15 protein-coding genes and 1 pseudogene are annotated in these 24,128 nt (G+C 70.4%); 3 read left to right on the top strand and 13 right to left on the bottom strand.

Translation table 11 applies throughout. The features are described from left to right. Positions 1 to 62: 62 nt before the first annotated feature. The 5 genes from whiA to OIE74_RS29890 all read right to left on the bottom strand — a co-directional run bounded on the left by whiA (position 63) and on the right by OIE74_RS29890 (position 5,696). Positions 63 to 1,052: a DNA-binding protein WhiA gene (gene whiA / locus OIE74_RS29910; RefSeq protein ID WP_329389095.1), complete on the bottom strand. Its 990-nt coding sequence runs from the start codon at positions 1,050 to 1,052 to the stop codon at positions 63 to 65. Beyond that, positions 1,043 to 2,077 carry a gluconeogenesis factor YvcK family protein gene (locus OIE74_RS29905; protein WP_329389093.1) on the bottom strand — a complete coding sequence of 345 codons (1,035 nt, stop codon included), beginning with the start codon at positions 2,075 to 2,077 and terminating at the stop codon, positions 1,043 to 1,045. Before OIE74_RS29905 ends, whiA begins: the two co-directional genes overlap by 10 nt. Continuing rightward, complete coding sequence (gene rapZ / locus OIE74_RS29900; protein WP_329389091.1) at positions 2,074 to 3,096, bottom strand: RNase adapter RapZ; 1,023 nt, start codon at positions 3,094 to 3,096, stop codon at positions 2,074 to 2,076. Before rapZ ends, OIE74_RS29905 begins: the two co-directional genes overlap by 4 nt. Beyond that, entirely contained in the window at positions 3,089 to 5,182 is a 2,094-nt protein-coding gene (uvrC, locus tag OIE74_RS29895; protein ID WP_329389089.1) for an excinuclease ABC subunit UvrC, read from the bottom strand. Before uvrC ends, rapZ begins: the two co-directional genes overlap by 8 nt. An 85-nt stretch (positions 5,183 to 5,267) precedes the next feature. Next, positions 5,268 to 5,696, bottom strand: a complete 429-nt coding sequence (locus OIE74_RS29890) for a Rieske (2Fe-2S) protein (protein ID WP_329389087.1) — start codon at positions 5,694 to 5,696, stop codon at positions 5,268 to 5,270. 245 nt (positions 5,697 to 5,941) lie between these two features. Here OIE74_RS29890 and OIE74_RS29885 point away from each other — a divergent pair. After that, a pseudogene (locus OIE74_RS29885) lies at positions 5,942 to 6,246 on the top strand (PfkB family carbohydrate kinase); the annotation flags it as partial. Here the strand turns inward: OIE74_RS29885 and OIE74_RS29880 are convergent. From OIE74_RS29880 to uvrA, 4 genes are all read right to left on the bottom strand, one after another. Next, positions 6,194 to 10,900 (bottom strand): non-ribosomal peptide synthetase, encoded by a 4,707-nt coding sequence (locus OIE74_RS29880; protein ID WP_329389085.1) that lies wholly within the window; start codon positions 10,898 to 10,900, stop codon positions 6,194 to 6,196. The pseudogene OIE74_RS29885 and the gene OIE74_RS29880 overlap by 53 nt on opposite strands. A 96-nt stretch (positions 10,901 to 10,996) precedes the next feature. Next, positions 10,997 to 12,628 (bottom strand): amino acid adenylation domain-containing protein, encoded by a 1,632-nt coding sequence (locus OIE74_RS29875; protein ID WP_329389083.1) that lies wholly within the window; start codon positions 12,626 to 12,628, stop codon positions 10,997 to 10,999. 31 nt (positions 12,629 to 12,659) lie between these two features. Beyond that, positions 12,660 to 12,911, bottom strand: coding sequence for an acyl carrier protein (locus tag OIE74_RS29870; RefSeq protein ID WP_329389081.1), 252 nt, complete (start codon positions 12,909 to 12,911; stop codon positions 12,660 to 12,662). A 99-nt stretch (positions 12,912 to 13,010) separates the two neighbouring features. Then, positions 13,011 to 15,977: an excinuclease ABC subunit UvrA gene (uvrA, locus tag OIE74_RS29865; protein WP_329389079.1), complete on the bottom strand. Its 2,967-nt coding sequence runs from the start codon at positions 15,975 to 15,977 to the stop codon at positions 13,011 to 13,013. Positions 15,978 to 16,205: 228 nt separating this feature from the next. Between uvrA and OIE74_RS29860 the strand changes: the two genes are divergently transcribed. After that, positions 16,206 to 16,892, top strand: a complete 687-nt coding sequence (locus OIE74_RS29860; protein ID WP_329389077.1) for a maleylpyruvate isomerase family mycothiol-dependent enzyme — start codon at positions 16,206 to 16,208, stop codon at positions 16,890 to 16,892. A 10-nt stretch (positions 16,893 to 16,902) separates the two neighbouring features. Continuing rightward, the gene (locus OIE74_RS29855) at positions 16,903 to 17,559 is read left to right on the top strand and encodes an MBL fold metallo-hydrolase (protein ID WP_329389075.1); all 657 of its coding nucleotides are present in this window, start codon (positions 16,903 to 16,905) and stop codon (positions 17,557 to 17,559) included. 86 nt (positions 17,560 to 17,645) lie between these two features. Here OIE74_RS29855 and OIE74_RS29850 read toward each other — a convergent pair whose 3' ends face one another. The 4 genes from OIE74_RS29850 to uvrB form a co-directional block, all read right to left on the bottom strand. Next, entirely contained in the window at positions 17,646 to 18,668 is a 1,023-nt protein-coding gene (locus OIE74_RS29850) for a TerC family protein (RefSeq protein ID WP_329389073.1), read from the bottom strand. A gap of 300 nt (positions 18,669 to 18,968) precedes the next feature. Further along, the gene (locus tag OIE74_RS29845) at positions 18,969 to 20,993 is read right to left on the bottom strand and encodes a TerD family protein (protein ID WP_329392496.1); all 2,025 of its coding nucleotides are present in this window, start codon (positions 20,991 to 20,993) and stop codon (positions 18,969 to 18,971) included. 228 nt (positions 20,994 to 21,221) lie between these two features. Further along, positions 21,222 to 21,788: a TerD family protein gene (locus OIE74_RS29840; RefSeq protein WP_329392495.1), complete on the bottom strand. Its 567-nt coding sequence runs from the start codon at positions 21,786 to 21,788 to the stop codon at positions 21,222 to 21,224. A gap of 196 nt (positions 21,789 to 21,984) precedes the next feature. Next, positions 21,985 to 24,108 (bottom strand): excinuclease ABC subunit UvrB, encoded by a 2,124-nt coding sequence (uvrB, locus tag OIE74_RS29835; protein WP_329389071.1) that lies wholly within the window; start codon positions 24,106 to 24,108, stop codon positions 21,985 to 21,987. Positions 24,109 to 24,128: the final 20 nt, after the last annotated feature.

Here is a 24,128-nt window from a genome sequence, read left to right as displayed (position 1 = left end):
CCGCTGTCGGTCCCTTCGGGGTACCGGCAGCGGCATGTTGGTGTCGCGGTGGTGTGGCGTCCTCAGCCGACGAGGCCGTCGGCCATCTCCTCCGACAGCGTCGACTCCGTCCCCGGAATGCCCAGGTCCTGAGCCTTCTTGTCCGCCATCGCCAGCAGCCTGCGAATCCGTCCCGCCACCGCGTCCTTGGTGAGCGCCGGATCGGCGAGCGCGCCCAACTCCTCCAGCGACGCCTGCTTGTGCTCCATGCGCAGCCGGCCTGCGGCGGCCAGGTGCTCAGGCACCTCGTCGCCCAGGATCTCCAGCGCCCGCTGCACCCGGGCCCCGGCCGCCACGGCCGCGCGGGCCGAGCGGCGCAGATTCGCGTCGTCGAAGTTGGCCAGGCGGTTGGCCGTCGCGCGGACCTCGCGGCGCATCCGCCGCTCCTCCCACGCCAGCACCGACTCGTGCGCCCCGAGCCGCGTCAGCAGCGCCCCGATCGCATCCCCGTCCCGTACGACGACCCGGTCCACGCCGCGTACCTCACGCGCCTTGGACGGGATCTGGAGCCTGCGGGCCGCGCCCACGAGCGCGAGGGCCGCCTCGGGCCCCGGGCAGGTCACCTCCAGCGAGGAGGAGCGCCCCGGCTCGGTGAGCGAACCGTGTGCGAGGAACGCGCCCCGCCAGGCCGCCTCGGCGTCACAGGTCGCGCCGGAGACCACCTGGGGAGGCAGTCCGCGGATCGGCCGGCCACGGCCGTCGACCAGGCCCGTCTGACGGGCCAGCTGGTCACCGCCGGTAATCACCCGTACGACGTAGCGGCTGCCGCGGCGGAGTCCGCCGGGGGCCATCACCACCAGTTCGGAGTTGTGCCCGAAGATCTCCAGGATGTCCTTGCGCAGTCGGCGCGCGGCGATGCTGGTGTCCAGCTCCGCCTCGATCACAATGCGTCCGCTCACCAGATGGAGACCACCCGCGAACCGGAGAATCGCCGAGACTTCGGCCTTCCTGCAGCACGTACGGGTGACCGGAAGCCGGGCGATCTCGTCCTTCACCGCTGCCGTCATCGCCATGGGCCGATCCTTCCATGCATCCGAAAAATACGGTCGTACGCGGCGGCCAACAGTTCCGGGTCATGCTTCGGAAGTCCGTCGGGCCGGGCCACCGGGGCCAGCTCGACCGCGGCACCGAACCGCATGGCGGCGTCGGAGAGTGATTCGCTGTCGGGCACGGCGGCCTCGTCGGCCAGCACCACGTCCAGGGCGAGTTTAGGGGCGTGTCGTCCCAAAACCTCCAAATGACGCTGCGGTGAGAAGCCATCGGTTTCACCGGGTTGCGGCGCGAGGTTCAGCGAGAGCACCCGGCGGGCCTTCGTCTCCACGAGCGCGTCGAGCAACTCGGGCACGAGGAGATGGGGGATCACGGAGGAAAACCAGGAACCGGGGCCGAGCACCACCCAGTCGGCGTCGAGGACGGCGGCGACGGCCTCGGGGACCGCCGGCGGGTCGTTCGGCACGAGATGCACCGACTGCACCTCGCCGCGGGTCAGGGCGACCGTCGCCTGGCCCCGTACGGTGTCGATCTCGTCCGGGTGGTCCGGGTCATGGCCCCGTACGAGCGCCTGCAACTCCAGCGGCACCGCGGACATCGGCAGCACCCTGCCGTGGGCGCCGAGGAGCTTGCCGACCAGGTCCAGGGCCAGGACATGGTCACCGAGCTGTTCCCACAGGGCGACGATCAGCAGATTCCCGACCGCGTGTTCGTGCAGGTCGCCCTTGGACTGGAAGCGGTGCTGGATGACGCGGGCCCAGGTCTGGCCCCAGTCGTCGTCGCCGCACAGCGCCGCCAGCGCCTTGCGCAGATCACCCGGCGGCAGCACGCCCAGCTCCTCGCGGAGCCGGCCGCTGGAACCGCCGTCGTCGGCGACAGTGACGACCGCCGTGAGATCGCCGGTGATCCGGCGCAGCGCCGTCAGGGAGGCGGACAGCCCCATGCCGCCGCCGAGCGCGACGACCTTGGGCTGGGCGCCGCGGCCACGGCCGGCCAGCGCGGGTGTGTCCCTGCGCAGCCGCCGCAGCCGGAAGTTACGTCCGGTCACTCGCGCCCCAGGTCCCGGTGGACGACAACGGTCTCGATTCCCTCGGCGGCCAGCCGCGCGCCCAGCTTCTCCGACATGGCGACGGAGCGGTGCTTGCCGCCGGTGCAGCCGACGGCGACGGTCACATAGCGCTTGCCCTCACGGCGGTAGCCGCCGGCGATCAGCTCCAGCAGCTCCGTGTAGCGGTCCAGGAACTCCTTGGCGCCCGGCTGGTTGAAGACATAGCCGGACACCTCCTCGTTGAGGCCGGTGAAGGGGCGCAGCTCGGGGACCCAGTGCGGGTTCGGCAGGAAGCGGCAGTCGACCACGAGGTCGGCGTCGACCGGCAGGCCGTACTTGTAGCCGAACGACATGACGGTGGCCCGCAGCTCCGGCTCCTCGTCGCCGGCGAACTGGGCGTCCATCTTGGCGCGCAGCTCGTGGACGTTGAGGCTGGAGGTGTCGATCACCAGGTCGGCGTCGCCGCGCAGCTCGCGCAGGAGGTCGCGCTCGGCCTCGATGCCGTCCACGATCCGGCCGTCGCCCTGGAGAGGGTGCGGACGGCGTACGGACTCGAAGCGGCGGACCAGGGCCTCGTCGGAGGACTCCAGGAAAACGATCCTGCGGGTGACCTGCTTGGCGTCGAGGTCGGCGAGCGATTCGCGCAGGTTGTCGAAGAAGCGGCGTCCCCGGACGTCGACGACCACGGCGATCCGGGCGACGTTGCCCTGCGAGCGGGCGCCGAGCTCGACCATGGTGGGGATCAGCGCGGGCGGCAGGTTGTCCACGACGAACCAGCCGAGGTCCTCAAGACACTTGGCGGCCGTACTGCGGCCCGCGCCCGACATGCCGGAGATGATCACCAGCTCGGGGATGGCGGGCTCGGGGACGGGCTCCCCGGACGCGTCGGTCCCTTCGACGGGCTCTCCGGCGTTCTCCCGCGTGGTCTTCCCGCCCGTTTCCTGTGCTGCCCCCTCCGCGCGTTCCTTGGGCTCACCCGTACTCACGTCTGCCACTCCGTCCCGGTCTTGCTCAGTCATGCGTGCTGCCCCCGTCGTCTTCCATGATCTCTCCTGTTGCCGTGTTGACAGCGGGCGCGGCCGGTGCCGTCTGGGCGAGGGCCACGGCCACGGACTCGGCCGTCTTGCGGCCGAGCCCCGGCACCTCACAGATCTGCTCGATTGTGGCCTGCCGGAGCTTCTTCACCGAGCCGAAATGCTTGATGAGTGCCTGCTTCCGGGTCTCGCCGAGGCCGGGGACGTCGTCCAGGGGGCTGCTGCGGATGCGTTTGGCCCGTTTGGCCCGCTGATAGGTGATGGCGAAGCGGTGGGCCTCGTCACGTACGCGCTGGAGAAGGTACAGCCCTTCGCTGGAGCGGGGCAGCACCACGGGATCGTCGTCGTCGGGCACCCAGACCTCTTCGAGGCGCTTGGCGAGGCCGCAGACGGCGACGTCGTCGATGCCCAGCTCGTCCATGGCCCGCTTGGCGGCGGCCACCTGGGGCTGTCCGCCGTCGACCACGACGAGCTGGGGCGGGTACGCGAAACGCTTGGGCCTGCCGTCGTCCTCCTTGAGAGACGACGGTCCGGTGTGGCCGTTGTGCCCGTCCTCGCCCGGGGCGCTCGGCTGCTGGGCGGCCCGGTCCTGGCCGTTCGGATCCTCACCGTTCTGGTCCTGGGCGTCGGCGCCCTCCTCCGCCGTCCACTCCCCCGTCCGCTCCTTCTCTGCGATGTAGCGCTTGAAGCGGCGGCCGATCACCTCGTGCATCGAACGGACGTCGTCCTGGCCCTCGAAGCCCTTGATCTGGAAGCGGCGGTACTCACTCTTGCGGGCGAGGCCGTCCTCGAAGACGACCATCGACGCCACGACGTCGTCACCCTGGAGGTGCGAGATGTCGAAGCACTCGATGCGCAGCGGCACACTGTCCAGCCCGAGCGCCTGCGCGATCTCCTCCAGGGCCCGCGAGCGTGTCGTCAGATCGCTGGCCCGCTTCGTCTTGTGCAGGACGAGCGACTGCTGGGCGTTGCGCCCCACCGTCGCCATCAGGTCCTTCTTGTCGCCGCGCTGCGGGATCCGCAGCGAGACGTGCGAGCCCCGGCGGTCGCTCAGCCACTGGGAGAGCGCGTCGGTCTCCCGCTGGTCCTCCGGCAGGGCCGGGACAAGGACCTCCTTGGGAACCGAGTCGCCGATCTCCTCCCCGTACAGCTGCTGGAGCGCGTGCTCGACCAGGCCCGCCGTGTCGACCTCCTCGACCTTGTCCGTCACCCAGCCGCGCTGGCCGCGGACGCGTCCGCCGCGGACGTGGAAGATCTGTACGGCCGCTTCCAGTTCGTCCTCGGCGACGGCGATCAGGTCGGCGTCGGTGGCGTCGGCGAGCACGACGGCGTTCTTCTCCATCGCCCGGCGCAGCGCCCCTATGTCGTCGCGCAGCCGGCCCGCCTTCTCGTACTCCATGTCCTCGGCGGCGATGGCCATCCGCTGCTCCAGCCGGCGGATGTACGCGCCGGTGCGGCCGGCCATGAAGTCGCAGAACTCCTCGGCCAGTTCGCGGTGCTCCTCCGGGGTGACACGGCCGACGCAGGGCGCCGAGCACTTGCCGATGTAGCCGAGGAGACAGGGCCGTCCGGTGCGCTCGGCGTTCTTGAACACCCCGGCGGAGCAGGTGCGTACGGGAAAGACCCGGAGCATCAGGTCGACGGTCTCGCGGATGGCCCACGCGTGGCCGTACGGACCGAAGTAGCGCACGCCCTTCTTCTTGGCGCCGCGCATGACCTGCACGCGCGGGAATTCCTCGTTCAGCGTGACCGCGAGATACGGATAGCTCTTGTCGTCGCGGTACTTGACGTTGAACCGGGGGTCGTACTCCTTGATCCACGAGTATTCGAGCTGGAGCGCCTCGACCTCGGTGGAGACGACCGTCCACTCGACGGACGCGGCCGTGGTGACCATCGTGCGGGTGCGCGGGTGAAGATTCGCCAGGTCCTGGAAGTAGCTGGAGAGCCGGGGGCGCAGGCTCTTGGCCTTCCCGACATAGATCACCCGGCGGTGATCGTCGCGGAACCTGTAGACCCCCGGGGAGTCGGGGATCTGTCCCGGCTTGGGGCGGTAGCTGGAGGGGTCGGCCATGTCTTCCACCCTACTTGCGGGCACCGACAGTGTGGCCGCGCCGGGTGGGGCGGTGGGGGTGTTGTACGGCTTGAAGAGGGGGCGCTCAGGCGTCCGGTCCGGCGACGAGCCTGCCGTCCTTCGCGCTGATCGGCACCTCGGGCAGCGGCACCGTCGCCGGGCCCTTCAACGCCTTGCCCGTCGTGACGTCGAACCGGCTTCCGTGGCAGGGGCAGTTGCCCTCGTTACCGTCCAGTTTCTCCAGCACACAGCCCGCGTGGGTGCACTGCGCGCTGAAGGCCCTGTACTGGCCCTCGGCGGGACAGCTCACCACCAGACGCTCTTCCCGGTAGAGCTTGGCGCCGCCGACCGGTACCGCGTCGGCGGCGCCGAGGTCGACCGGGGCGGTCGGGGTCGGCTCCTGCGCGTGACCGAGCTTCGACTCGGTGGAGCAGGCGGCCACGCCGGCACCGGCCGCACCGGCGACGGCGACCCCCTTCAGGACGGTACGACGGGAGGTGGGCCGGGCGGGCATGGTGTCTCCACTGGTCAGAAAGGCTGGCGCTGGTCCCGACCCTACCCGGGGCGATTCGGGCGCCCGCCGCGGGCATCGTGTGCGGCCGGCCATGCACACGCTGTCGCGTGTGAGGACGATGGGTTACGTTCGGCGGCGTGATCGTCGTCGCCGGAGAGGCACTGATCGACCTGGTCCCGCAGCAGGCCACCGAAGGCCGGGCGGGCGGTTCCGGCGGTGGGGCGGGCGGTGGGGCGGGCGGTGGGGCGGGCGGCCCCGCGGCCGTGGTGCTCACGCGGGACGCCGACGGGCTGAGCGTACGGACACGGGCCGGGCTGGAGCTCGCAGTACCGGGCGCCCCGGTGGACGTCGTGGACACCATCGGCGCCGGGGACACCGTGAACGCCGCGCTGCTGCACCAGTTGGGCGTTCGCGACGTCCTGTCGAAGGGGCGGTGGACGCGCTCGACGCGGGGCAGTGGCGGGACATCCTCGGCTTCGCCGCACGGGCCGCCGCGGTCACCTGCTCCCGCACCGGCGCGGAGCCTCCTTATGAGGACGAGGTGGCGTAGGGCCGGACGGGGTCGACCGGGGCTTCGGCTGCGGTTGCGGCCTCGGCACCGACGAGGGGGCCGGAGCTGGGGGCGGGAGCGGCCCCGGACCGGCGGCGGGGTCGGCGAGGCTCGCCCGGGAGGGGGCCGGTGGCGGCAGGAAGCCCGTGCGGGTGAAGTAGTCCACATACGTACGGAAGAGCTCTTCGTCGATGTCGCGGCAGACGATCCCGGTGCCCGCCAGCGCACGCCGGGTGTCCCGCGCGTCAAAGAACGCGCTCCCCTCCGATCCCCCTCCGCGCGTCTCGGCGGCCATGGCCGCGAGCAGCGGGAAGGCCGCGTTGCCGGGATCCGCCTCGGTGGCGGCCAGCCAGTCGGCGGGCGGGACGTCCTCGACGGCGTGGCCCAGCGCGCGCAGGCGCGTGACGGCGGTGTCCATGCGCAGTGGGCGCTCCCCCGCGAGATGGAACGTCCGTCCCGCCGACCGGGGTTGACGGGAGAGCGCCACCACGGCGGCGCTGACGTAGTCCACCGGCACGAGGTCGAAGGCGGTGTCGACGCCCGACGGGGCGACGCCCGCCTGGACGCAGCCCTTCAGCAGCAGCCACATGAAGTCGCCCGTCTGGCAGACGCCGGTGGTCGATTCTCCGGTGATCCGGGTGGGCCGGTAGACGGAGACCGGCAGCCCCCGGTCACGCGCGGCCTCCACGAGTTGTTCGGCCGCCCATTTGCTCTGTGTGTAGCCGTGTTCGAGTGTGGCGAGCGGTCCGGTCGGGTCCTCGGGGCGGATGGACCGGATGCCGCGTACGGGGCTCTCGGCGGCGCCGTACGCGCTGCCGGCCGCACCGCCCCCATACACACCGACGGTGGAGATGTGATGGACGGGCACGGTGCGGTGCAGGGCGGCGAGCCGCAGGATCTCCTGCGTGCCGTGCACGTTGGCGGCTCTCAACTGCTCGTAGGAGAAGACCAGATTGACGGCGGCCCCGGCGTGGTAGACGACGTCGACGGTGCGGGCGAGCCGGTCGAAGTCGGCCGCCGGGAGGCCCAGCCGGGGCCGGGCCAGATCGCCGGCGATCACCGAGACGCGGTGCTCGCTGGACGGGTCGCTGAGGCCGTACGAATCGATGACCGAGCACAGTCGTTTCTCGGCGCTCGGCTGATCGCCGCCGCGCACCAGACAGTGGACGGTGGCGTCGGTTGTCCGCAGCAGCTCCCTCAGTAGGAAGGCGCCGAGGAAGCCGGTGGCTCCGGTGAGGAGGATGTGTTCCGGGTCGGGGACGACGGTGCGGACATCGGCCGCGGCGACGATGTCCGGGGCGAGCCGGATGTCGTCGCCGAGGTCGGGAGGGCTCGGGTCGTGAGGACTCGGGTCCGGAAGGCCCTGGCCGGGAAGAGCCTCCCCTCCTGCGGAGGAGGCGCCCGGGACCGGGGACAGTTCGTCCCGCGCCCGTTCTTCGGCGTCGTCCACCAGTGCGGCGAGGCCCGCGACGGTCGGTGAGGTGAAGACCGAGCGGAGCGGTATCTGTACGGCCAGTTCCTCCCGGAGCGCGAGGACGAGCCGGGTCGCCAGCAGGGAGTCGCCGCCGAGCGCGAAGAAGTCGTCGTGCACGCCGACGGGGCCGAGGCCGAGCAGCGTCGACCACAGGTGCGCGATCCGCTCCTGGGCGGCGGTACGGGGCGCGGCGCCGGCCCCCGGGGTGTCGCCCTCGCCCTGACCGGTCCTCTGGGCGAGCGCGGCGCGGTCGACCTTGCCGCTCGGCGTGAGCGGGAAGCGGTCGACCGGTACGCAGCGCGCCGGGACCAGCGGTTCGGGCAGCCGGGCACGCAGCGCCCGGCGTATCTCCTCCGGGCCGGGCGCCGTCGGGTCCCCGGTGATGAAGTACGCGAGGAGCCGCTTCCCGGCTCCCGGGCCGAGCTCCTGGGCCACGACAGCCGCGTCGGCGATGCCGGGCTGGGCGCGTACGGCCGCCTCGACCTCGCCGGTCTCCACCCGGTGGCCCCGTATCTTGACCTGGCCGTCGCCCCGGCCCACGTACTGGATCCGGCCGTCGGGCAGCAGCCGGGCCAGGTCGCCCGTGCGGTAGAACCGGCTGCCGCCGCTCGCGCCGGTGCCGGGGATGTCGCCGGGCACGAACCTCTCGGCGGTCAGCTCGGGGCGCCCCACATAGCCGCGCGCGACCACCGGTCCCCCGACGCAGATCTCCCCCACGGCGCCCGCCGGCACCGGCCGCAGCCGCTCGTCGAGCAGCGCGACCGTCGCGCCGTCGACAGGGCGGCCGATGCTCGGCAGATCGGGCCAGTCGGCCGGGTCGGGGCCGAGGCGCTCGGCGGTCACGACGTGGGTCTCGGAGGGGCCGTACTGGTTCTCCAGCGCGGCCGGGGTGAGCGAGCCGAAGAACTGCCGCAGGGCGGGCGTGACATGGAGCTGTTCGCCCGCCGTGAGGACCTCCTTGAGAGAGCCGCAGCGGCGGCCGGTCGCGCACGCGTACTCCGCCAGTTGCTGCAACGCGACGAACGGCAGGAACAGCCGCTCGATCCGCTCCGACGTGATCAGGTCGAGCAGTTGGTGCGGATCTCTCCGGGCCTCTTCGTCCACGAGGACGAGCGCGCCGCCCGCCGCCCAGGTCGAGAAGATCTCCTGGAACGCGACGTCGAAGCCGAGGGGCGCGAACTGAAGCGTCCGTGCCCCCTCACCGGTGCCCGGCCCGGCCGCCGACCTGCGGCGCTGCCACTCGATCAGGTTGGCGAGCGGGCCGTGCTCCATGGCGACGCCCTTGGGCAGGCCCGTCGAACCCGAGGTGTAGATCACGTACACGAGGTCGTCGGGCGCCACCGGGACGACGGGAGCGATGGGAGCGACCCCTTCGAACCGCTCCCGGCCCTCCGGCAGTTCGTCGATGAGCACCGCCCGCACACCGGCGGGCAGTTCGGCCGGCCGGCAGCCGCGCTGGGTGAGCAGGATCCCGATCCCGCTGTCCCGGAGTGTGAACGCGATCCGCTCCGCCGGATGGTCCGGGTCGATCGGCACACAGCTGCCGCCCGCCTTCAGCACCCCGAGGACGGCCACCGGCAGGTCCGCTGTCCGCTCCAGGCAGACGCCGACGGGACGGCGTACGGCGCCCTGCTCGACGAGCACCGCGGCGACCCGGTCGGCGGCGGCGTCCACCTCCGCGTACGACAGGGTCCGCCCGTGCGCGACGACGGCGGGGGCGTCCGGTGTCCGCCGGGCCGAGCGCGCGAACGCCTCGTGCACGAGCGGCACTTCGGAAGGCGGCGGCGCCCCGCGGGCCCACTCGGTGAGCACCTGCCGCTCCTCGCCGGCGGGCATGACCGCCAGGTCCTGGAGCGCGGCGTCGGGGCGGGCGACGGCGTCGGCGACGAACGTGACGAACCGGGCCGCCAGCCGCTCGGCCGTCGCCCGGTCGAAGAGGTCCGCGGAGTACTCCCACAGCCCGCGGTACCCGTCCCCGTCGGGCAACAGGTGCAGGAACACGTCGTACTTGGCGGTCCCGCCGTGCGCCTGGATGCGTTCGGCCCGGACGCCGGGCAGGGAGAGCGCCGACGGGGGCGCGTCGTCGACCGCGAACACCACCTGGAAGAGCGGAAAGCGGCTGAGCGTGCGCTCGACACCCAACTCGCGCACCAGATGGCTGTACGGCACGTCCTTGTGCCGGACGGCCGAGCGGACCTGATGCTTCATCTCCTGGGTCAGATCCGTGAACGACCGGTCGTGGCGCGGCCGTCCGCGCAGCGGCAGCACATCGGTGAGACAGGCGATGAGGTCCTCGGTCTCCGGCTCGTCGCGGCGCGACACGGGCGTGCCGATGACGAGATCGTCCTGGCCGGTGTGGCGGCCGATCAGCGCGGTCAGCGCGGCGGCCAGCACCACGAATCGCGTCGTCCGCAGCCGCGCGGCGAGGCGGCGTATCCGCGCTCCCGTGGCGGCGTCGACGGCGAACTCGACCTGGCCGCCGTGGTGGCTGAGGGCGGGCGGGCGCGGGCGGTCGGCGGGGAACGACGACTCGGCGGGCGCGCCGGCCAGTTCGGCCCGCCAGTGCTCGACCAGCCGCGCGCGGTCCTCGGCGCCGGTACTGCGCTGGCGCTCGGCGTACGGCCCCGACTGGACAGGCAGTTCGGGCAGCCGGGGCGCCCGGTGCTCGACCTCGGCGCGGTAGAGCTCGCCGAACTCCTGGTCCAGGAGGCTGAAGCACCAGCCGTCGATCACGGCGTGGTGGATGGCGACGGCGAGCACCGACTCCTGCTCGGAGTCGTTGTCGTGGTCGCCGTTCTCGTCGCCATCGCTGTCGCCGTCGCCGATCACCAGCAGTGTGGCCTTCAGCAGCGGCGGTTCGGCGAGGTCCAACTGCCGGGTGACAGCGTCCCTGAGCGCCGTTCCGCGCTCGTCCGCGGCGATCCGCCGTACGTCGACCGGGACCCGCATCGGCGGGACGACGATCTGCCGGGGAACACCGTCCACCAGCACCAGCCGACTGCGCAGCGCCTCGTGCCGGGCCACGATGCCGGTCAGCGCGGCTTCGACGGCAACGATGTCGAGGGCTCCGCGCAGCCGGTGGACCCACGTCTCCAGATAGCGCGAGGTGCCCTGTTGGTACTGGTCGTTGAGCCAGATCGACTCCTGCTCGAACGACATCGGGTAGGTACGCGGTTCCATCGCTTCTCGCTTCGTGGTGCGAACGACTGGGACGGACCTCTGGGGGGTGGCGGACGAGGCCGGTGCGGCGATATTCAGACACCGATCATGCGTCCCTCAGCCCGGCGGGTCCAACAGTGCGGCGATGTCGATCTTGCCGTTGGGCGTCCGGGGGAACGAACCGATGCGCCTGACCTCGTCCGGCACCTGGGCACGCGGCAGTACGGCGGCGAGCGCTTTCCGTACGGCCTCCGGCTCCGCGTCCGAGCTGTCGACCGCGGTGCCGGCGTCACCCTTCGCGCCCGTCCCGCCGTACGGCTCCTCTGTGTAGAACATCGCCAGACGCTCGTACGCACCGCTCCGACCAGCGACGGGGACCACTGCACACTCCCGTATCCCCGGCAGGCGCAGGGCCGCGGCCTCCGTCTCGGCGGGCTCGACTCGGTGTCCCGAGATCTTGATCTGCCGGTCGGCGCGGCCGTGGAAGTGGAGCACTCCATCGCCGTCCAGCCGGCCGAGATCGCCGGTGCGGTAGATCCTTCTGGGGCCGGTGCCGGGGTCGAACGTGGTGAAACTCTCCCTCGTGGCCCGCTCGTTGCCGAGGTAACCGTCGGCCAGTCCGTCCCCGGAGACACAGATCTCGCCAAGCGCGCCGGGCGGCACCTCACGGTCGCCGTCGAGGACATGGATCGCGGTGCCGGGGACCGCCGTGCCGAGCGGAATGCCGTACTCGGCCTCGCAGTCGGCCGGTCGGATCCGGTGGGTGGTGACGAAGACACAGCATTCGACCGGGCCGTAGCCGTTGACCAGCGTGATGCCCGGGTGGCGGGCGAGGAACGCCCGGACGTGCGGGGCGGAGAGGCGCTCGCCGCCGGTGAAGACCTGGCGCAGTCCGGTGAAGCAGTCGGGGTCCTCGTCCACGAAGAGGTTGAAGAGCGCGGCGGTGAGCCAGATGGTGTCCAGGCCGGTGGATTCGACGAGTTCGGCCAGGTCGTCGGGGAGGAAGTAGTCGCCGTCGACCAGCACGACCGTGCCACCGGTGGTCAGCATGCTCCACAGTTCGAGGGTGAGCGCGTCCCAGGAGACAGGGGCGGCCTGGGACATCACGCGGCCGGGGCCGAAGTCGGCGAAGCTGTCCGGGCCGAACAGCCGGGTGGTCGCACGGTGCGGGGAGAGCACGCCCTTGGGGGTGCCGGTGGTGCCGGAAGTGAAGAACACGGTGGCGGGAGCGGCGCCGTCGTCCGCCGCGTCCGAGGCGTCCACCGAGTCCGGCGCGTGCGGGGGGTGGCGTGCGGCCGGTGCCCGTTCGGCCGCTTCGGTCAGCTCTTCGGCGGGTGGCTGCCATACGGTGCGGCCGTCGTCGTCCACGGCGGGCAACGCGTGGCCGCCCGGCGACGGGGCGACGACAACCGGCGGGGCCAGCATGCCGAGCACGGTGCGCAGCCGGTCGGCGGGGAGCTTGGGATCCAGCGCCGCGTAGGCGGCACCTCGTTTCAGTACGGCGAGGAGCACGGCCACCAACTGGGGCGAGCGCGGCAGCAGTACGGGCACCGGCCGTCCGGGGCCCACACCGAGGCGGCCGAGCTCTGCGGCGTACGCCTCCGCCGCGAGGTCGAGCGTCCGGTAACTGACGCGCCGGCCACCGAAGACGAGTGCCGTCGCGTCCGGCCGGAGCCCGGCCTGCCGTGCGACGGCCTCGTGGATCAGCCGCGCGTCAGGCGTGGAAGGGGCGGGAGTCGTGTGGGACATGCGGGGCATGAGAAGTCGGTCCCCGTCCCGGTCAGACGGCTTCGCCGCGGGCCATCACGGCTGCCTGGAAGTCCCCGACCGTTTCACTGTCGAAGACCGTGTCGGGAGAGACCCGGATACCCAGCTCTCTCTTGACGCGGGTGCATATGCGTACCGCCTGGAGGGACGTGCCGCCGAAGTCGTAGAAGCTGTCGGAGGACTTCAACTCATCGGCCCCGAGGACCTCTGCCATGATCCGGACGACGGAAGCGCTCTCAGGGCGCTGCTGCTCGGACACCTTCATCTCGCATCCTGCCGTTTGATGGAAGGTGCCCATTCTGACCCAGATCTCGCGCATACGTTCGGCCGAGGCGCCCTCCGGCGACGCCCCGGCCGTCTGATGTCACGCCTTACGGGACCGCGCGGCCGTCTTCTTGGCCGCGACCGTCTTCTTCACAGCGGCCTTCGCCGCCGTCTTGCGGACCGGTGACTTCGTCCGGCCCGAAGAGGCCGCGTCGCTGATCCGCTCCACGTCGAGGATCTCCCGCAGGAACTTTCCGGTGTGGCTGGTCGAGACCCCGGCCACCTGCTCCGGTGTGCCCTCGGCGACGACGAGCCCGCCGCCGTTGCCACCCTCGGGCCCCATGTCGACGACCCAGTCCGCCGTCTTGATGACGTCCAGGTTGTGCTCGATGACGATGACCGTGTTGCCCTTGTCGACCAGCCCCGACAGCACGTTGATCAGCTTGCTGATGTCGTCGAAGTGCAGCCCGGTGGTGGGCTCGTCCAGCACGTACACCGTGCGGCCCGTGGACCGCTTCTGGAGTTCGCTGGCCAGCTTCACACGCTGCGCCTCGCCGCCCGAGAGGGTCGGCGCGGACTGGCCGAGCCGCACATAGCCCAGACCCACCTCGTTGAGCGTCTTGAGGTGACGCGAGATCGTCGGGACGGCCTCGAAGAAGTCGAGCCCCTCCTCGATCGGCATGTCCAGCACCTCGGCGATGGACTTGCCCTTGTAGTGGACCTCCAGGGTCTCCCGGTTGTAGCGCGCTCCGTGGCACACCTCGCACGGGACGTACACGTCCGGCAGGAAGTTCATCTCGATTTTGATGGTGCCGTCGCCCGCGCAGTTCTCACAGCGCCCGCCCTTGACGTTGAAGGAGAAGCGCCCGGGGAGATAGCCGCGGACCTTCGCCTCCATCGTCTCGGCGAAGAGCTTGCGCACATGGTCGAAGACCCCGGTGTACGTCGCCGGGTTGGACCGGGGCGTACGGCCGATGGGCGACTGGTCGACATGCACGACCTTGTCGACCAGATCATCCCCGTCCACGCGGGTGTGGCGCCCCGGCACCGACTTGGCGCCGTTCAGCTCACGGGCCAGGTGCAGATAGAGGATGTCGTTGACCAGGGTCGACTTGCCGGATCCCGAGACGCCCGTGACGGCGGTGAACAGGCCCAGCGGGAACGACACGTCGATGTCCCGCAGGTTGTTCTCCCGCGCGCCGTGGACCGTGAGCCGCCGCTTGGGGTCGGCCGGCCTGCGGACCTCCGGCGTCGGGATGGCCTTCTTGCCGGACAGATACTGCCCGGTCATCGACTCCTCGTTGTCCAGGAGCTCCTTCAGCGTGCCGGTGTGGACGACCTTGCCACCGTGCTCGCCCGCGCCGGGGCCGATGTCGACGATCCAGTCGGCCACCTTGATGGTGTCCTCGTCGTGCTCCACGACGATCAGGGTGTTGCCCATGTCGCGCAGCCGGATGAGGGTCTCGATCAGCCGGTGGTTGTCGCGCTGGTGGAGGCCGATGGACGGCTCGTCCAGCACATAGAGGACACCCACGAGACCGGAGCCGATCTGGGTGGCGAGCCGGATGCGCTGCGCCTCACCGCCGGAGAGTGTGCCGGCCGCGCGGTTGAGCGAGAGATAGTCCAGGCCGACATCGACCAGGAACCTCAGGCGTTCGTTGACCTCCTTGAGGACCCGCTCGGCGATCTGCTTGTCCCTGGCGTTCAGCGTCATCTTGCCGAGGAAGTCGGCGCATTCGCTGATCGACATCGCGGAGATGTCGGCGATGGACCTGTCCATGACCGTGACCGCGAGGACGAGCGGCTTGAGACGGGTGCCGTGACATGTCGGGCAGGGCACCTCGCGCATGTAGCCCTCGAAGCGCTCCCTGCTGCTGTCGCTCTCCGCCTCCGAGTGCCGCCTCTTGACGAAGGAGACCGCGCCTTCGAAGGACGGGGTCGTGTACGCCCGCTCGCGGCCGTACCTGTTCCTGTACCGCACCTCGACCTGGGTCTTGTGCCCGTACAGCAGTGCCTTCTTGGCGCGCTGCGGCAGTCCGGCCCACGGGATGTCCGTACGGAAGCCGACGGACTCGGCCAGTCCGCCGATGAGCCGGCCGAAGTACTCCTTCGTGTGCCCGTGCGACCACGGGTGGATGGCGCCCTCGTCCAGCGACTTCTCCTCGTCGGGGACGATCAGCTCCGGGTCGACCTCCATACGGGTGCCGATACCCGTGCAGTCGGGGCAGGCGCCGAAGGGCGAGTTGAAGGAGAAGGAGCGCGGCTCCAGCTCCTCGAAGGACAAGTCGTCGTACGGGCAGTACAGATGCTCCGAGTACATCCGCTCGCGCTCGGGGTCGTCCTCCGGGAGGTCGACGAAGTCGAGCACGACCATGCCGCCGGAGAGCCCGAGCGCGGTCTCGACCGAGTCGGTCAGCCGGCGCTTGGCGCTGCCCTTCACCGTGAGACGGTCGACGACCACCTCGATGGTGTGCTTCTCCTGCTTCTTGAGCTTCGGCGGCTCGCTCAGCTGGATGGTCTGCCCGTCGACGCGCGCCCGGCTGTACCCCTTGGTCTGGAGGTCCGAGAACAGATCGACGAACTCGCCCTTGCGCTCCCTGATCAGCGGCGACAGCACCTGGAACCGGCTGCCCTCGGGCAGCTCAAGGACCTTGTCGACAATGGCCTGCGGCGACTGGCGGGCGATCGGCCGGCCGCAGACGGGACAGTGCGGCTTGCCGATACGGGCGAAGAGCAGCCGGAGGTAGTCGTAGACCTCGGTGATCGTGCCGACGGTCGACCTGGGGTTGCGGGAGGTCGATTTCTGGTCGATGGAGACGGCCGGCGAAAGGCCTTCGATGAAGTCGACGTCCGGCTTGTCCATCTGCCCGAGGAACTGCCGGGCGTAGGAGGACAGCGACTCGACATAACGACGCTGCCCCTCGGCGAAGATCGTGTCGAACGCGAGGGACGACTTGCCCGACCCGGAGAGCCCGGTGAAGACGATGAGGGAGTCACGCGGGAGGTCGAGCGAAACGTTCTTGAGATTGTGTTCGCGAGCGCCACGGACGATGAGACGGTCGGCCACGCCGGTCCGCACCTTTCTGGAGAGAAGCAGGGGCGGAGCCCCCGTTCCAGAGTAATGGGGGTCGCCAAATCGATGGACTGCCAAATGGAATGACCCGGGTCACTGGGACACCGGGGGGCGAGGGCTCCTGGTCAGGATGCCTCTCAGGAGCTTATAGCACGTGCATTCGATTTACCGCAGCTTACGACTGCCTTCACCCGAAGGAGTGGCCGGGCTATGGTCGGCCCCATGCTCGATCATGTGCGCGACCTGGAATCCCTCCATGAAGCGACCGACCGGCTCCTCACCGCAGCCGCCCTGCTGGACAACGCCTCCCTGGCCAAGCCGTCACGGCTGCCGGGCTGGAGCCGCGGTCACGTACTGGCCCATCTCGCCCGAAACGCCGAAGCACTCGTCAATGTGCTCGAAGGCCGGCCCATGTACCCGGACGCCGTCACCCGCGACCGGGACATCGAGCGCGACGCCTCCCGGCCCCTTGATGTCCAGGTCGCCGACGTACGCGCCACGGCCGGGCACCTCCGGCGGGTGGCGGCCGTCCCCGCCGACTGGGCACGCACGGTCGCGCTCCGCAACGGCGTCACGGACATCGCCGCCCGGGTCCCGTTCCGCAGGCTCGTCGAGGTCGAACTCCACCATGTCGACCTGGGTATCGGCCGGGAGCTCGAAGACCTCTCCGACGACTTCACCGACCGCGAGACCGACTTCCTCACCGAGCGCTTCGCCGGGCACCCTGACGTACCCCCGCTCGCCCTCACCTCGCCCGGCGGACGTACTTGGCGCACCGGCCGCGCCGACGGCACCCCGGCGGCCGTCACGGGCCCGGCGGCCGACCTGATGGGCTGGCTCGCCGGCCGCCGCGACGGTGCGGCGCTCAAGACCTCGGACTCCTCACTGCCCGTACTGCCGCCGCTATAGGCTGAGTGGTATGACCTACAGCGGAGCCGTGAAGCTCGACGGACCGGCCGATGTGCACGAGTTGACCGACCTGATGATCTCCAAGGTCGCGGTCGGCGCGATGAACAACAACGCCTATCTGCTGCGCTGCCGGGCCACCGGGGAGCAGCTGCTGATCGACGCCGCGAACGACGCGGACACGCTGCTGACGCTGATCGGTGACGACGGCATCGCGTCGGTCGTGACCACGCACCGGCACGCCGACCACTGGCAGGCGCTGGCCGAGGTCGTGGCCGCCACCGGCGCCGAGACATTCGCCGGACGGTACGACGCCGAGGGGATTCCCGTCCCGACCGAGGTGCTGGTGGACGACGGCGACACGGTCCGGGTCGGGCTGATCGAGCTGACCGCACGCCATCTCGTGGGGCATACGCCGGGCTCGATCGCGCTGGTCTACGACGACCCGCACGGCCACCCGCATCTCTTCACGGGCGACTGCCTCTTCCCGGGCGGCGTGGGCAACACGCACCAGGACCCGGAAGCCTTCGCCAGTCTGATCAACGACGTCGAGACGAAGCTCTTCGACCGGTTGCCGGACGAGACCTGGGTCTATCCGGGACACGGTGACGACACCACGCTCGGCGCGGAGCGCCCGCAGCTCCCGGCCTGGCGCGAGCGCGGCTGGTAGACAGAGAGAACCGGGGCGAGCGGCTGATGCCACTCGCCCCGGCTCTTGTCTCCCGTACGGCGCGCGGTTCCACGCACGCCGTACCGTCAGGCCTCGATGTCGGCCTTGCCCTCGCTGTCGTTGTCCTTGCTGTTCCCGCTCCCGATGCCCTCGGCCGCGTCGCGCTCCGCCTGCTTCTTGGAGGCGATGAGGCTCGTGATCGTGGTGACGATCAGCACACCGCAGATGACGGCGAGCGAGAACGGGATGGAGATCTCGGGGACATGCACCCCGTTCTCGTGCAGCGCGTGCAGCACCAGCTTCACGCCGATGAACCCGAGGATGATCGACAGCCCGTAACTGAGGTGGACCAGCTTCCTGAGCAGGCCGCCGATCAGGAAGTACAGCTGTCGCAGACCCATCAGCGCGAAGGCGTTGGCGGTGAAGACGATGTACGGATCCTGGGTCAGACCGAAGATCGCGGGGATCGAGTCCAGCGCGAACAGCACATCGGTCGTGCCGATGGCGAGCATGACCACCATCAGCGGGGTCAGCACCCGCTTGCCGTTGTTCCTGATGAAGAGCTTCGTGCCGTGGTACTTGTCGGCCACTCCGAAACGGCTCTCGATGGACTTCAGGAGGCGGTTCTCCTCGAACTCCTCCTCCTCGTCGTCCGAGCGCGCCTCCTGGATGAGCTTCCAGGCGGTGTAGATCAGGAACGCGCCGAAGATGTAGAAGACCCACGAGAAGCTCGCGATGATCGCGGCGCCCGCAGCGATGAAGATGGCGCGCAGGACCAGCGCGATCAGCACACCGAAGAGCAGCACCCGCTGCTGGAGGTGTGAGGGCACCGAGAACTTCGCCATGATCAGGACGAAGACGAAGAGATTGTCGACACTGAGCGACTTCTCGGTGATGAATCCGGCGAAGAACTCGCCCGATGCCTGACTCTCGCCGAACACGAGCAGGCCGATGCCGAACAGTGCGGCGAGAACGATCCATACGACCGTCCAGATTCCGGCTTCCTTGATCGACACGTCATGGGGCTTGCGCCCGATGAAGAAGTCGACCCCGATCAGGGCACACAGACCAAAAATGGTCAGTGCCCACGTCATCCAAGTAACGTCCACTGCGCCTCCGGCGTCGTACGGCTACTGATCAGCGTCGTCGCTGCCGGAGGTCTCTTCCACCCGTGCGTCTCGTCTGCGCCGGCGGGCCGACGCCCCGGGACCGATGGCGGTCCGTATTGACGGGTACGTCGCGGTGCGGGAGTACTCCCCTCCGTTCAATGGAGAGTACAGGAACTCCCAAGAAAAGGTAAAGTCCATGGTCAAGCTCGCGCAGAGGTGCAGGTCAGAGACGCCTCGGCGAGCAGGAGCCCGTACGGTGCCGAGGCCGGGCGATCGGGGCTCGGGGACGGTACGGGCGCGTCAGCGGCGCCAGGCGCGGCGTGCCTCGGCGACCTGTTCGAGCACCTGCCGGAGTATCTGGCTTCCCGGCGGCATGGCCAGCGGCTCGAACGTCCACGCGTGGCCGACCCAGGGATCGGCGAGGTGGTCGTCGGCGACCGGTGTGATGCGCAGCAGCGAACGCCAGAGCGGGTCGAGCACGGGCCCGTACGCGCTGGCGTCCTCCCGGTCGGCGACCATCATCAGATGGACACCGACGGCCGGGCCCTCGTCGGCGAGGTAGCGCAGCTGGGTGACCGCGCGGTCGTCGAATCCGTGCGGGAAGTCGTTGACGATGAGCAGTTGTTCGGCGGTGTCGAGATCGGGCGGCAGTGAGTCGGCGGCGCCGCCCCTGATGGCCATCTGCACCAGGTCCACCCGCTGGGTGAGCCTCGCGAGGACGGCGGAGACGCCCCCGGCGCCGGTCGCCGGCGGCTGGTTCAGCACTCCCGAGCCGACCAGCGGGGCGAGGGACGCGGCGGCCGAGCCGGCGGCGTCGATCACATGGACGGTGAACTCGCCGGGCGGGTAGGCCGCGAGGAGACGTGCGGCGTGACCGACGGCGTTGTCCATGGCGAGCCTGCGCAGCTGCCCCTCGTCCAGCATGAGGGCGGCCTCCGAGCCCGACCTGCCGCTGTCGATCCACAGACCGCGCTCCAGCGGGAGCCTGACCAGCATCGGGATGCGGAGGTCAGTGCGCTCGGGGAGATGGAGATCGCCGAGGCGAAGCGCCATCGGGTTGTCCATCGGGACGCGGTAGGCGTGCCAGACGGGGTTGTCCCAGCGGGCGTACGACGGCGGCAGGGCGGGCTCGACGACCTCGGTCTCGGCGGCCAGCTGGGCGAGGTCCCGGTCGAGCGCCTCGCGCGCCTGGCCGGTGAGCTGGTCGCGCTTGGCGCGGGCGGCCTCGCGGGCCGCGTCGCCGGTGCCGCCTATCCGGCTGCGCGGGTCGGACAGGACCCGGTCGAGCTCCTGGTCCATCCGGGACTCGGCGAAGTCGACGGCGCTGCGGTAGGCGGCGGTGGCGCGGGCCAGGTCCTCGAACATGCCCCACACCTGGTTGTAGAGGCGCTCTTCCAGAGACCAGCCGGTCGCGTCGCCCGCCACCGGGCGCGACGCCTGGCCTGGCTGGGCCGGCGGAGCCGCGGGCGGTGGGGTGGGCGGGGCCGTGGTGCGGCGGCGCGGGTGTGTGTAGTCGACCCGCCCGCCCGTGGTGCCGTGCGAGGCGGCGGCGGGCTGCTGGCCCTGGCTGTCCGGGCCGGTGGGCCCGGGGGTGCCGGGCAGTTGGTGGGGCGTGGCGCCGGTGCCGGGGGTGGTGCCGGCACCGGTGGCCGCGGCGCCGGCTCCGGTGGAGCCCGCGGCGGTCTGGCCGGGCTGGGTGGCCGTGGCCGACCGGTCGGAGCGGACGCGTACGCCGTCCTGCGTGCCGGTCAGGGGTGCCTGGATCGCGCTGGCCATGTGCCGGGCCACCGCCTCCTGGATCCCGGCGGCGAACTCGCGGGCCCCCGGCAGGCCCTGGTCGCGGAACAGCTCGGCGAGCCCGCCCGCGTACCCCTGGCCGACGGCGCGGACCTTCCAGGCTCCCTGGCGGCGGTAGAGCTCCAGCGCGACGACGGCGGACTCCGCCTCCAGGTCGGTGATGGTGAAGCTGGCGATCTCGGTGCCGTCCGTGGAGGTGACGGCGGCGAACGGGGCCGCGGTGGCGCCGAACCTGGCCGGCCCGCCGCCCCCTTCGGGGAGCGCGAGCAGTATGTGCACCAGATGCGCGCGGTCGGGCAGGGCCTCCAGGTCGACATGGAAGCGCAGCCCGGCGGCGGCCTGCCGGGACACCTCGATGCCGGGGAGTGCGGGCGAGCCCGGGTGGGCGATCCACTCGACGCCGAGGACCGTGCCCCGGTTGTCGCCGAGGGTGGCGCACGCCAGGACCGGTGCCGCGGCCGTCACCCGGATCTCCAGTCGGCTGTGGGGCAAGGGGTGGTTCTGCCCCCGGACCAGCTCGGCCGTCATCGCCTCTGTCCCCTCGTCGGTCACGCTTCGGTGCCGCGTAGTGATGTCGTTCGGTGGTGCTGCTCGGACTGTGGTGCTCTGCGTGGTGCCGGGTCGTGTTGCCTGGCGCCGTGTGCGAACTGCTCGGTGGAGCCTGCCTGTTGGGCCGCTCGGCGGGATCGCTCGGCAAGCGGTGCAGCTCCCGGCGGCCTTGCCTCCGGGAGCTGCGCTTGCGCTGGCGAGCCGTGCCTACAGGTGCGGCAGGATCGCCGGCATCAGGTCCTGGAACGTCCGGCCGTTGGCCGGGTTGCCCAGGGCGGTCATCTGCCAGCCCGCGCCGGAACGGTGCACCTTGGCCATGATCTGCGCGGTGTACTGACCGCCGCCGTCGAGCGTGTAGCGGGCGAGCTCGTCGCCGTTGGTCTCGTCGACGATGCGGCAGAAGGCGTTCTGCACCTCCTGGAACGTCTGGCCGGTGAACGAATTCACCGTGAAGACGATCTGGTCGATGTGCACCGGAACGCGCTGCAGGTCCACGAGGATCGCCTCGTCGTCCCCACCCTGTCCGGCGCCGCCGACGAGGTTGTCACCGGTGTGCTTCACCGAGCCGTCGTCGCTGACGAGGTGGCGGAAGAAGACCACGTCGACCGGCTGCTTGTCGGCGAAGAGCACCGCCGAGGCGTCCAGGTCGATCTCGCGGGTGCGTGACCCGAACAGGCCGCGACGCGGGGCGGCCTGCCAGCCGAGGCCCATGCGCACCGCGGTCAGGGTGCCGCCGCCCTTCTTCTCCAGGCTGATGGCCTGTCCCTTGGTCAGATTGACCCCAGGGCCCCCGGGCGCACTGCCCCTTGATACGTCCGCCACGCGCTGTCCCCTCTCGGAAGTTCCCCCGCAACCGTCCATGTGTGCGGTTGTCCCGTACCCTACGCAGTCACACTGACAGCGCAGGAGACTTCGGCCGTTTTTGTGTCGGTCTTGCAACACACCGCATACGGCGCCCGATACGGCGGCGTCAGGCCAGCCCCACTTCTCTCATCTGCCGCAGCTCCTTCTTGAGTTCACCCACCTCGTCACGCAGCCGCGCGGCCACCTCGAACTGCAGATCGGCCGCAGCCGCGCGCATACGGTCCGTCATCTCCTCGATGATTCCGGCCAGTTCGGCCGCGGGCCGGTCGGTGACCACCGCGCCCTGCTTGCCGGCCTTGGCCGCCCGGCCGCCGGAGAGCGTCGGCACGGGGGCCTTGGCCTGCTTGCCCTCCTTGCCCTGGCGGTAGCCCGTACCGAGCAGTTGCTCGGTGTCGACCTCCTCGCGCGCGATGGTCGCGACGATGTCGTTGATCTTCTTGCGCAGCGGCTGCGGGTCGAGACCGCGCTCGGTGTTGTACGCGATCTGCTTCTCGCGGCGGCGGTTGGTCTCGTCGATGGCCTGCTCCATCGCCGGGGTGATCTTGTCCGCGTACATATGGACCTGGCCCGACACGTTGCGCGCCGCACGGCCGATCGTCTGGATCAGCGACGTGCCCGACCGCAGGAAGCCCTGCTTGTCGGCGTCGAGGATCGCCACCAGCGACACCTCGGGGAGGTCGAGGCCCTCTCGCAGGAGGTTGATGCCGACGAGCACGTCGTACTCCCCCGCGCGCAGCTCGCGCAGCAGCTCGATACGGCGCAGTGTGTCGACGTCGCTGTGCAGATAGCGGACCTGTACGCCCAGCTCCAGGAAGTAGTCGGTCAGGTCCTCCGCCATCTTCTTGGTGAGGGTGGTGACCAGGACGCGCTCGTCCTTCTCGGTGCGGGTGCGGATCTCGTGCACCAGGTCGTCGATCTGGCCCTCGGTCGGCTTGACGACGACCTGCGGGTCGACCAGCCCGGTGGGGCGGATGATCTGCTCCACGAAACCGTCGCCGCGTGAGAGCTCGTACTTGCCGGGGGTCGCCGACAGATAGACGGTCTGGCCGACGCGCTCCTGGAACTCCTCCCACTTCAGCGGACGGTTGTCCAGCGCGGAGGGCAGCCGGAAGCCGTGGTCCACCAGGGTGCGCTTGCGGGACGCGTCGCCCTCGTACATGGCGCCGATCTGCGGCACGGTCACGTGCGACTCGTCGATGACCAGCAGGAAGTCCTCCGGGAAGTAGTCCAGGAGGGTGTTGGGCGCCGTGCCCGGCGAGCGGTCGTCGAAGTGCATCGAGTAGTTCTCGATACCGGAGCAGGAGCCGATCTGGCGCATCATCTCGATGTCGTACGTGGTGCGCATGCGCAGCCGCTGGGACTCCAGGAGCTTGCCCTGCTTGTCCAGGTCGGCGAGGCGCTCCTCCAGCTCCCGCTCGATGCCGTTGACGGCCTTCTCCATGCGCTCGGGACCCGCGACGTAATGGCTGGCCGGGAAGACGTACAGCTCCCGGTCCTCACTGATGATCTCGCCGGTGAGCGGGTGGAGGGTGGAGAGCGCCTCGATCTCGTCGCCGAACATCTCGATGCGGACGGCCAGTTCCTCGTAGACCGGGAAGATCTCGATGGTGTCGCCGCGGACCCGGAAGGTGCCGCGTGTGAACGCCATGTCGTTGCGGGTGTACTGAATGTCGACGAAGCGGCGCAGCAGCTCGTCCCTGTCGTACTCCTCGCCCACCTTCAGCGGCACCATCCGGTCCACGTACTCCTGGGGCGTACCCAGGCCGTAGATGCAGGAGACGGACGCGACCACGACGACGTCACGGCGGGTGAGCAGCGAGTTCGTCGCCGAATGGCGCAACCGCTCGACCTCGTCGTTGATCGAGGAGTCCTTCTCGATGTAGGTGTCCGACTGGGGGACGTACGCCTCGGGCTGGTAGTAGTCGTAGTACGAGACGAAGTACTCGACGGCGTTGTTGGGCAGCAGCTCGCGGAACTCGTTCGCCAGCTGGGCCGCCAGCGTCTTGTTCGGAGCCATCACCAGGGTGGGGCGCTGAAGCTTCTCGATCATCCAGGCCGTGGTGGCCGACTTGCCGGTGCCCGTCGCACCGAGCAGGACCACATCCTGCTCGCCCGCGCGGATGCGGCGCTCCAGGTCCGCGATCGCCGTCGGCTGGTCGCCGCTGGGTGCGTAGGAGCTGATGACCTCAAAAGGCGCCAAAGTACGTTCGATCTTGGAAACTGGCCGCATGTATCCACGGTACGACCCCC

It is taken from the genome of Streptomyces sp. NBC_01716 (assembly GCF_036248275.1).
Lineage (GTDB): Bacteria > Actinomycetota > Actinomycetes > Streptomycetales > Streptomycetaceae > Streptomyces.
Note: the sequence above shows the minus strand (reverse complement) of the source record. Positions and strands in the feature narration are given on the sequence as shown.

What these genes read in the sequence shown, in the direction of transcription:
- OIE74_RS29890 (WP_329389087.1), bottom strand. Translation starts at nt 5,696, where the DNA reads ATGCCCGCCCGGCCCACCTCCCGTCGTACCGTCCTGAAGGGGGTCGCC.
- OIE74_RS29870 (WP_329389081.1), bottom strand. Translation starts at nt 12,911, where the DNA reads ATGAAGGTGTCCGAGCAGCAGCGCCCTGAGAGCGCTTCCGTCGTCCGG.
- whiA (WP_329389095.1), bottom strand. Translation starts at nt 1,052, where the DNA reads ATGGCGATGACGGCAGCGGTGAAGGACGAGATCGCCCGGCTTCCGGTC.
- OIE74_RS29875 (WP_329389083.1), bottom strand. Translation starts at nt 12,628, where the DNA reads ATGTCCCACACGACTCCCGCCCCTTCCACGCCTGACGCGCGGCTGATC.
- OIE74_RS29845 (WP_329392496.1), bottom strand. Translation starts at nt 20,993, where the DNA reads ATGACGGCCGAGCTGGTCCGGGGGCAGAACCACCCCTTGCCCCACAGC.
- uvrC (WP_329389089.1), bottom strand. Translation starts at nt 5,182, where the DNA reads ATGGCCGACCCCTCCAGCTACCGCCCCAAGCCGGGACAGATCCCCGAC.
- rapZ (WP_329389091.1), bottom strand. Translation starts at nt 3,096, where the DNA reads ATGACTGAGCAAGACCGGGACGGAGTGGCAGACGTGAGTACGGGTGAG.
- OIE74_RS29860 (WP_329389077.1), top strand. Translation starts at nt 16,206, where the DNA reads ATGCTCGATCATGTGCGCGACCTGGAATCCCTCCATGAAGCGACCGAC.
- OIE74_RS29880 (WP_329389085.1), bottom strand. Translation starts at nt 10,900, where the DNA reads ATGGAACCGCGTACCTACCCGATGTCGTTCGAGCAGGAGTCGATCTGG.
- uvrB (WP_329389071.1), bottom strand. Translation starts at nt 24,108, where the DNA reads ATGCGGCCAGTTTCCAAGATCGAACGTACTTTGGCGCCTTTTGAGGTC.
- OIE74_RS29855 (WP_329389075.1), top strand. Translation starts at nt 16,903, where the DNA reads ATGACCTACAGCGGAGCCGTGAAGCTCGACGGACCGGCCGATGTGCAC.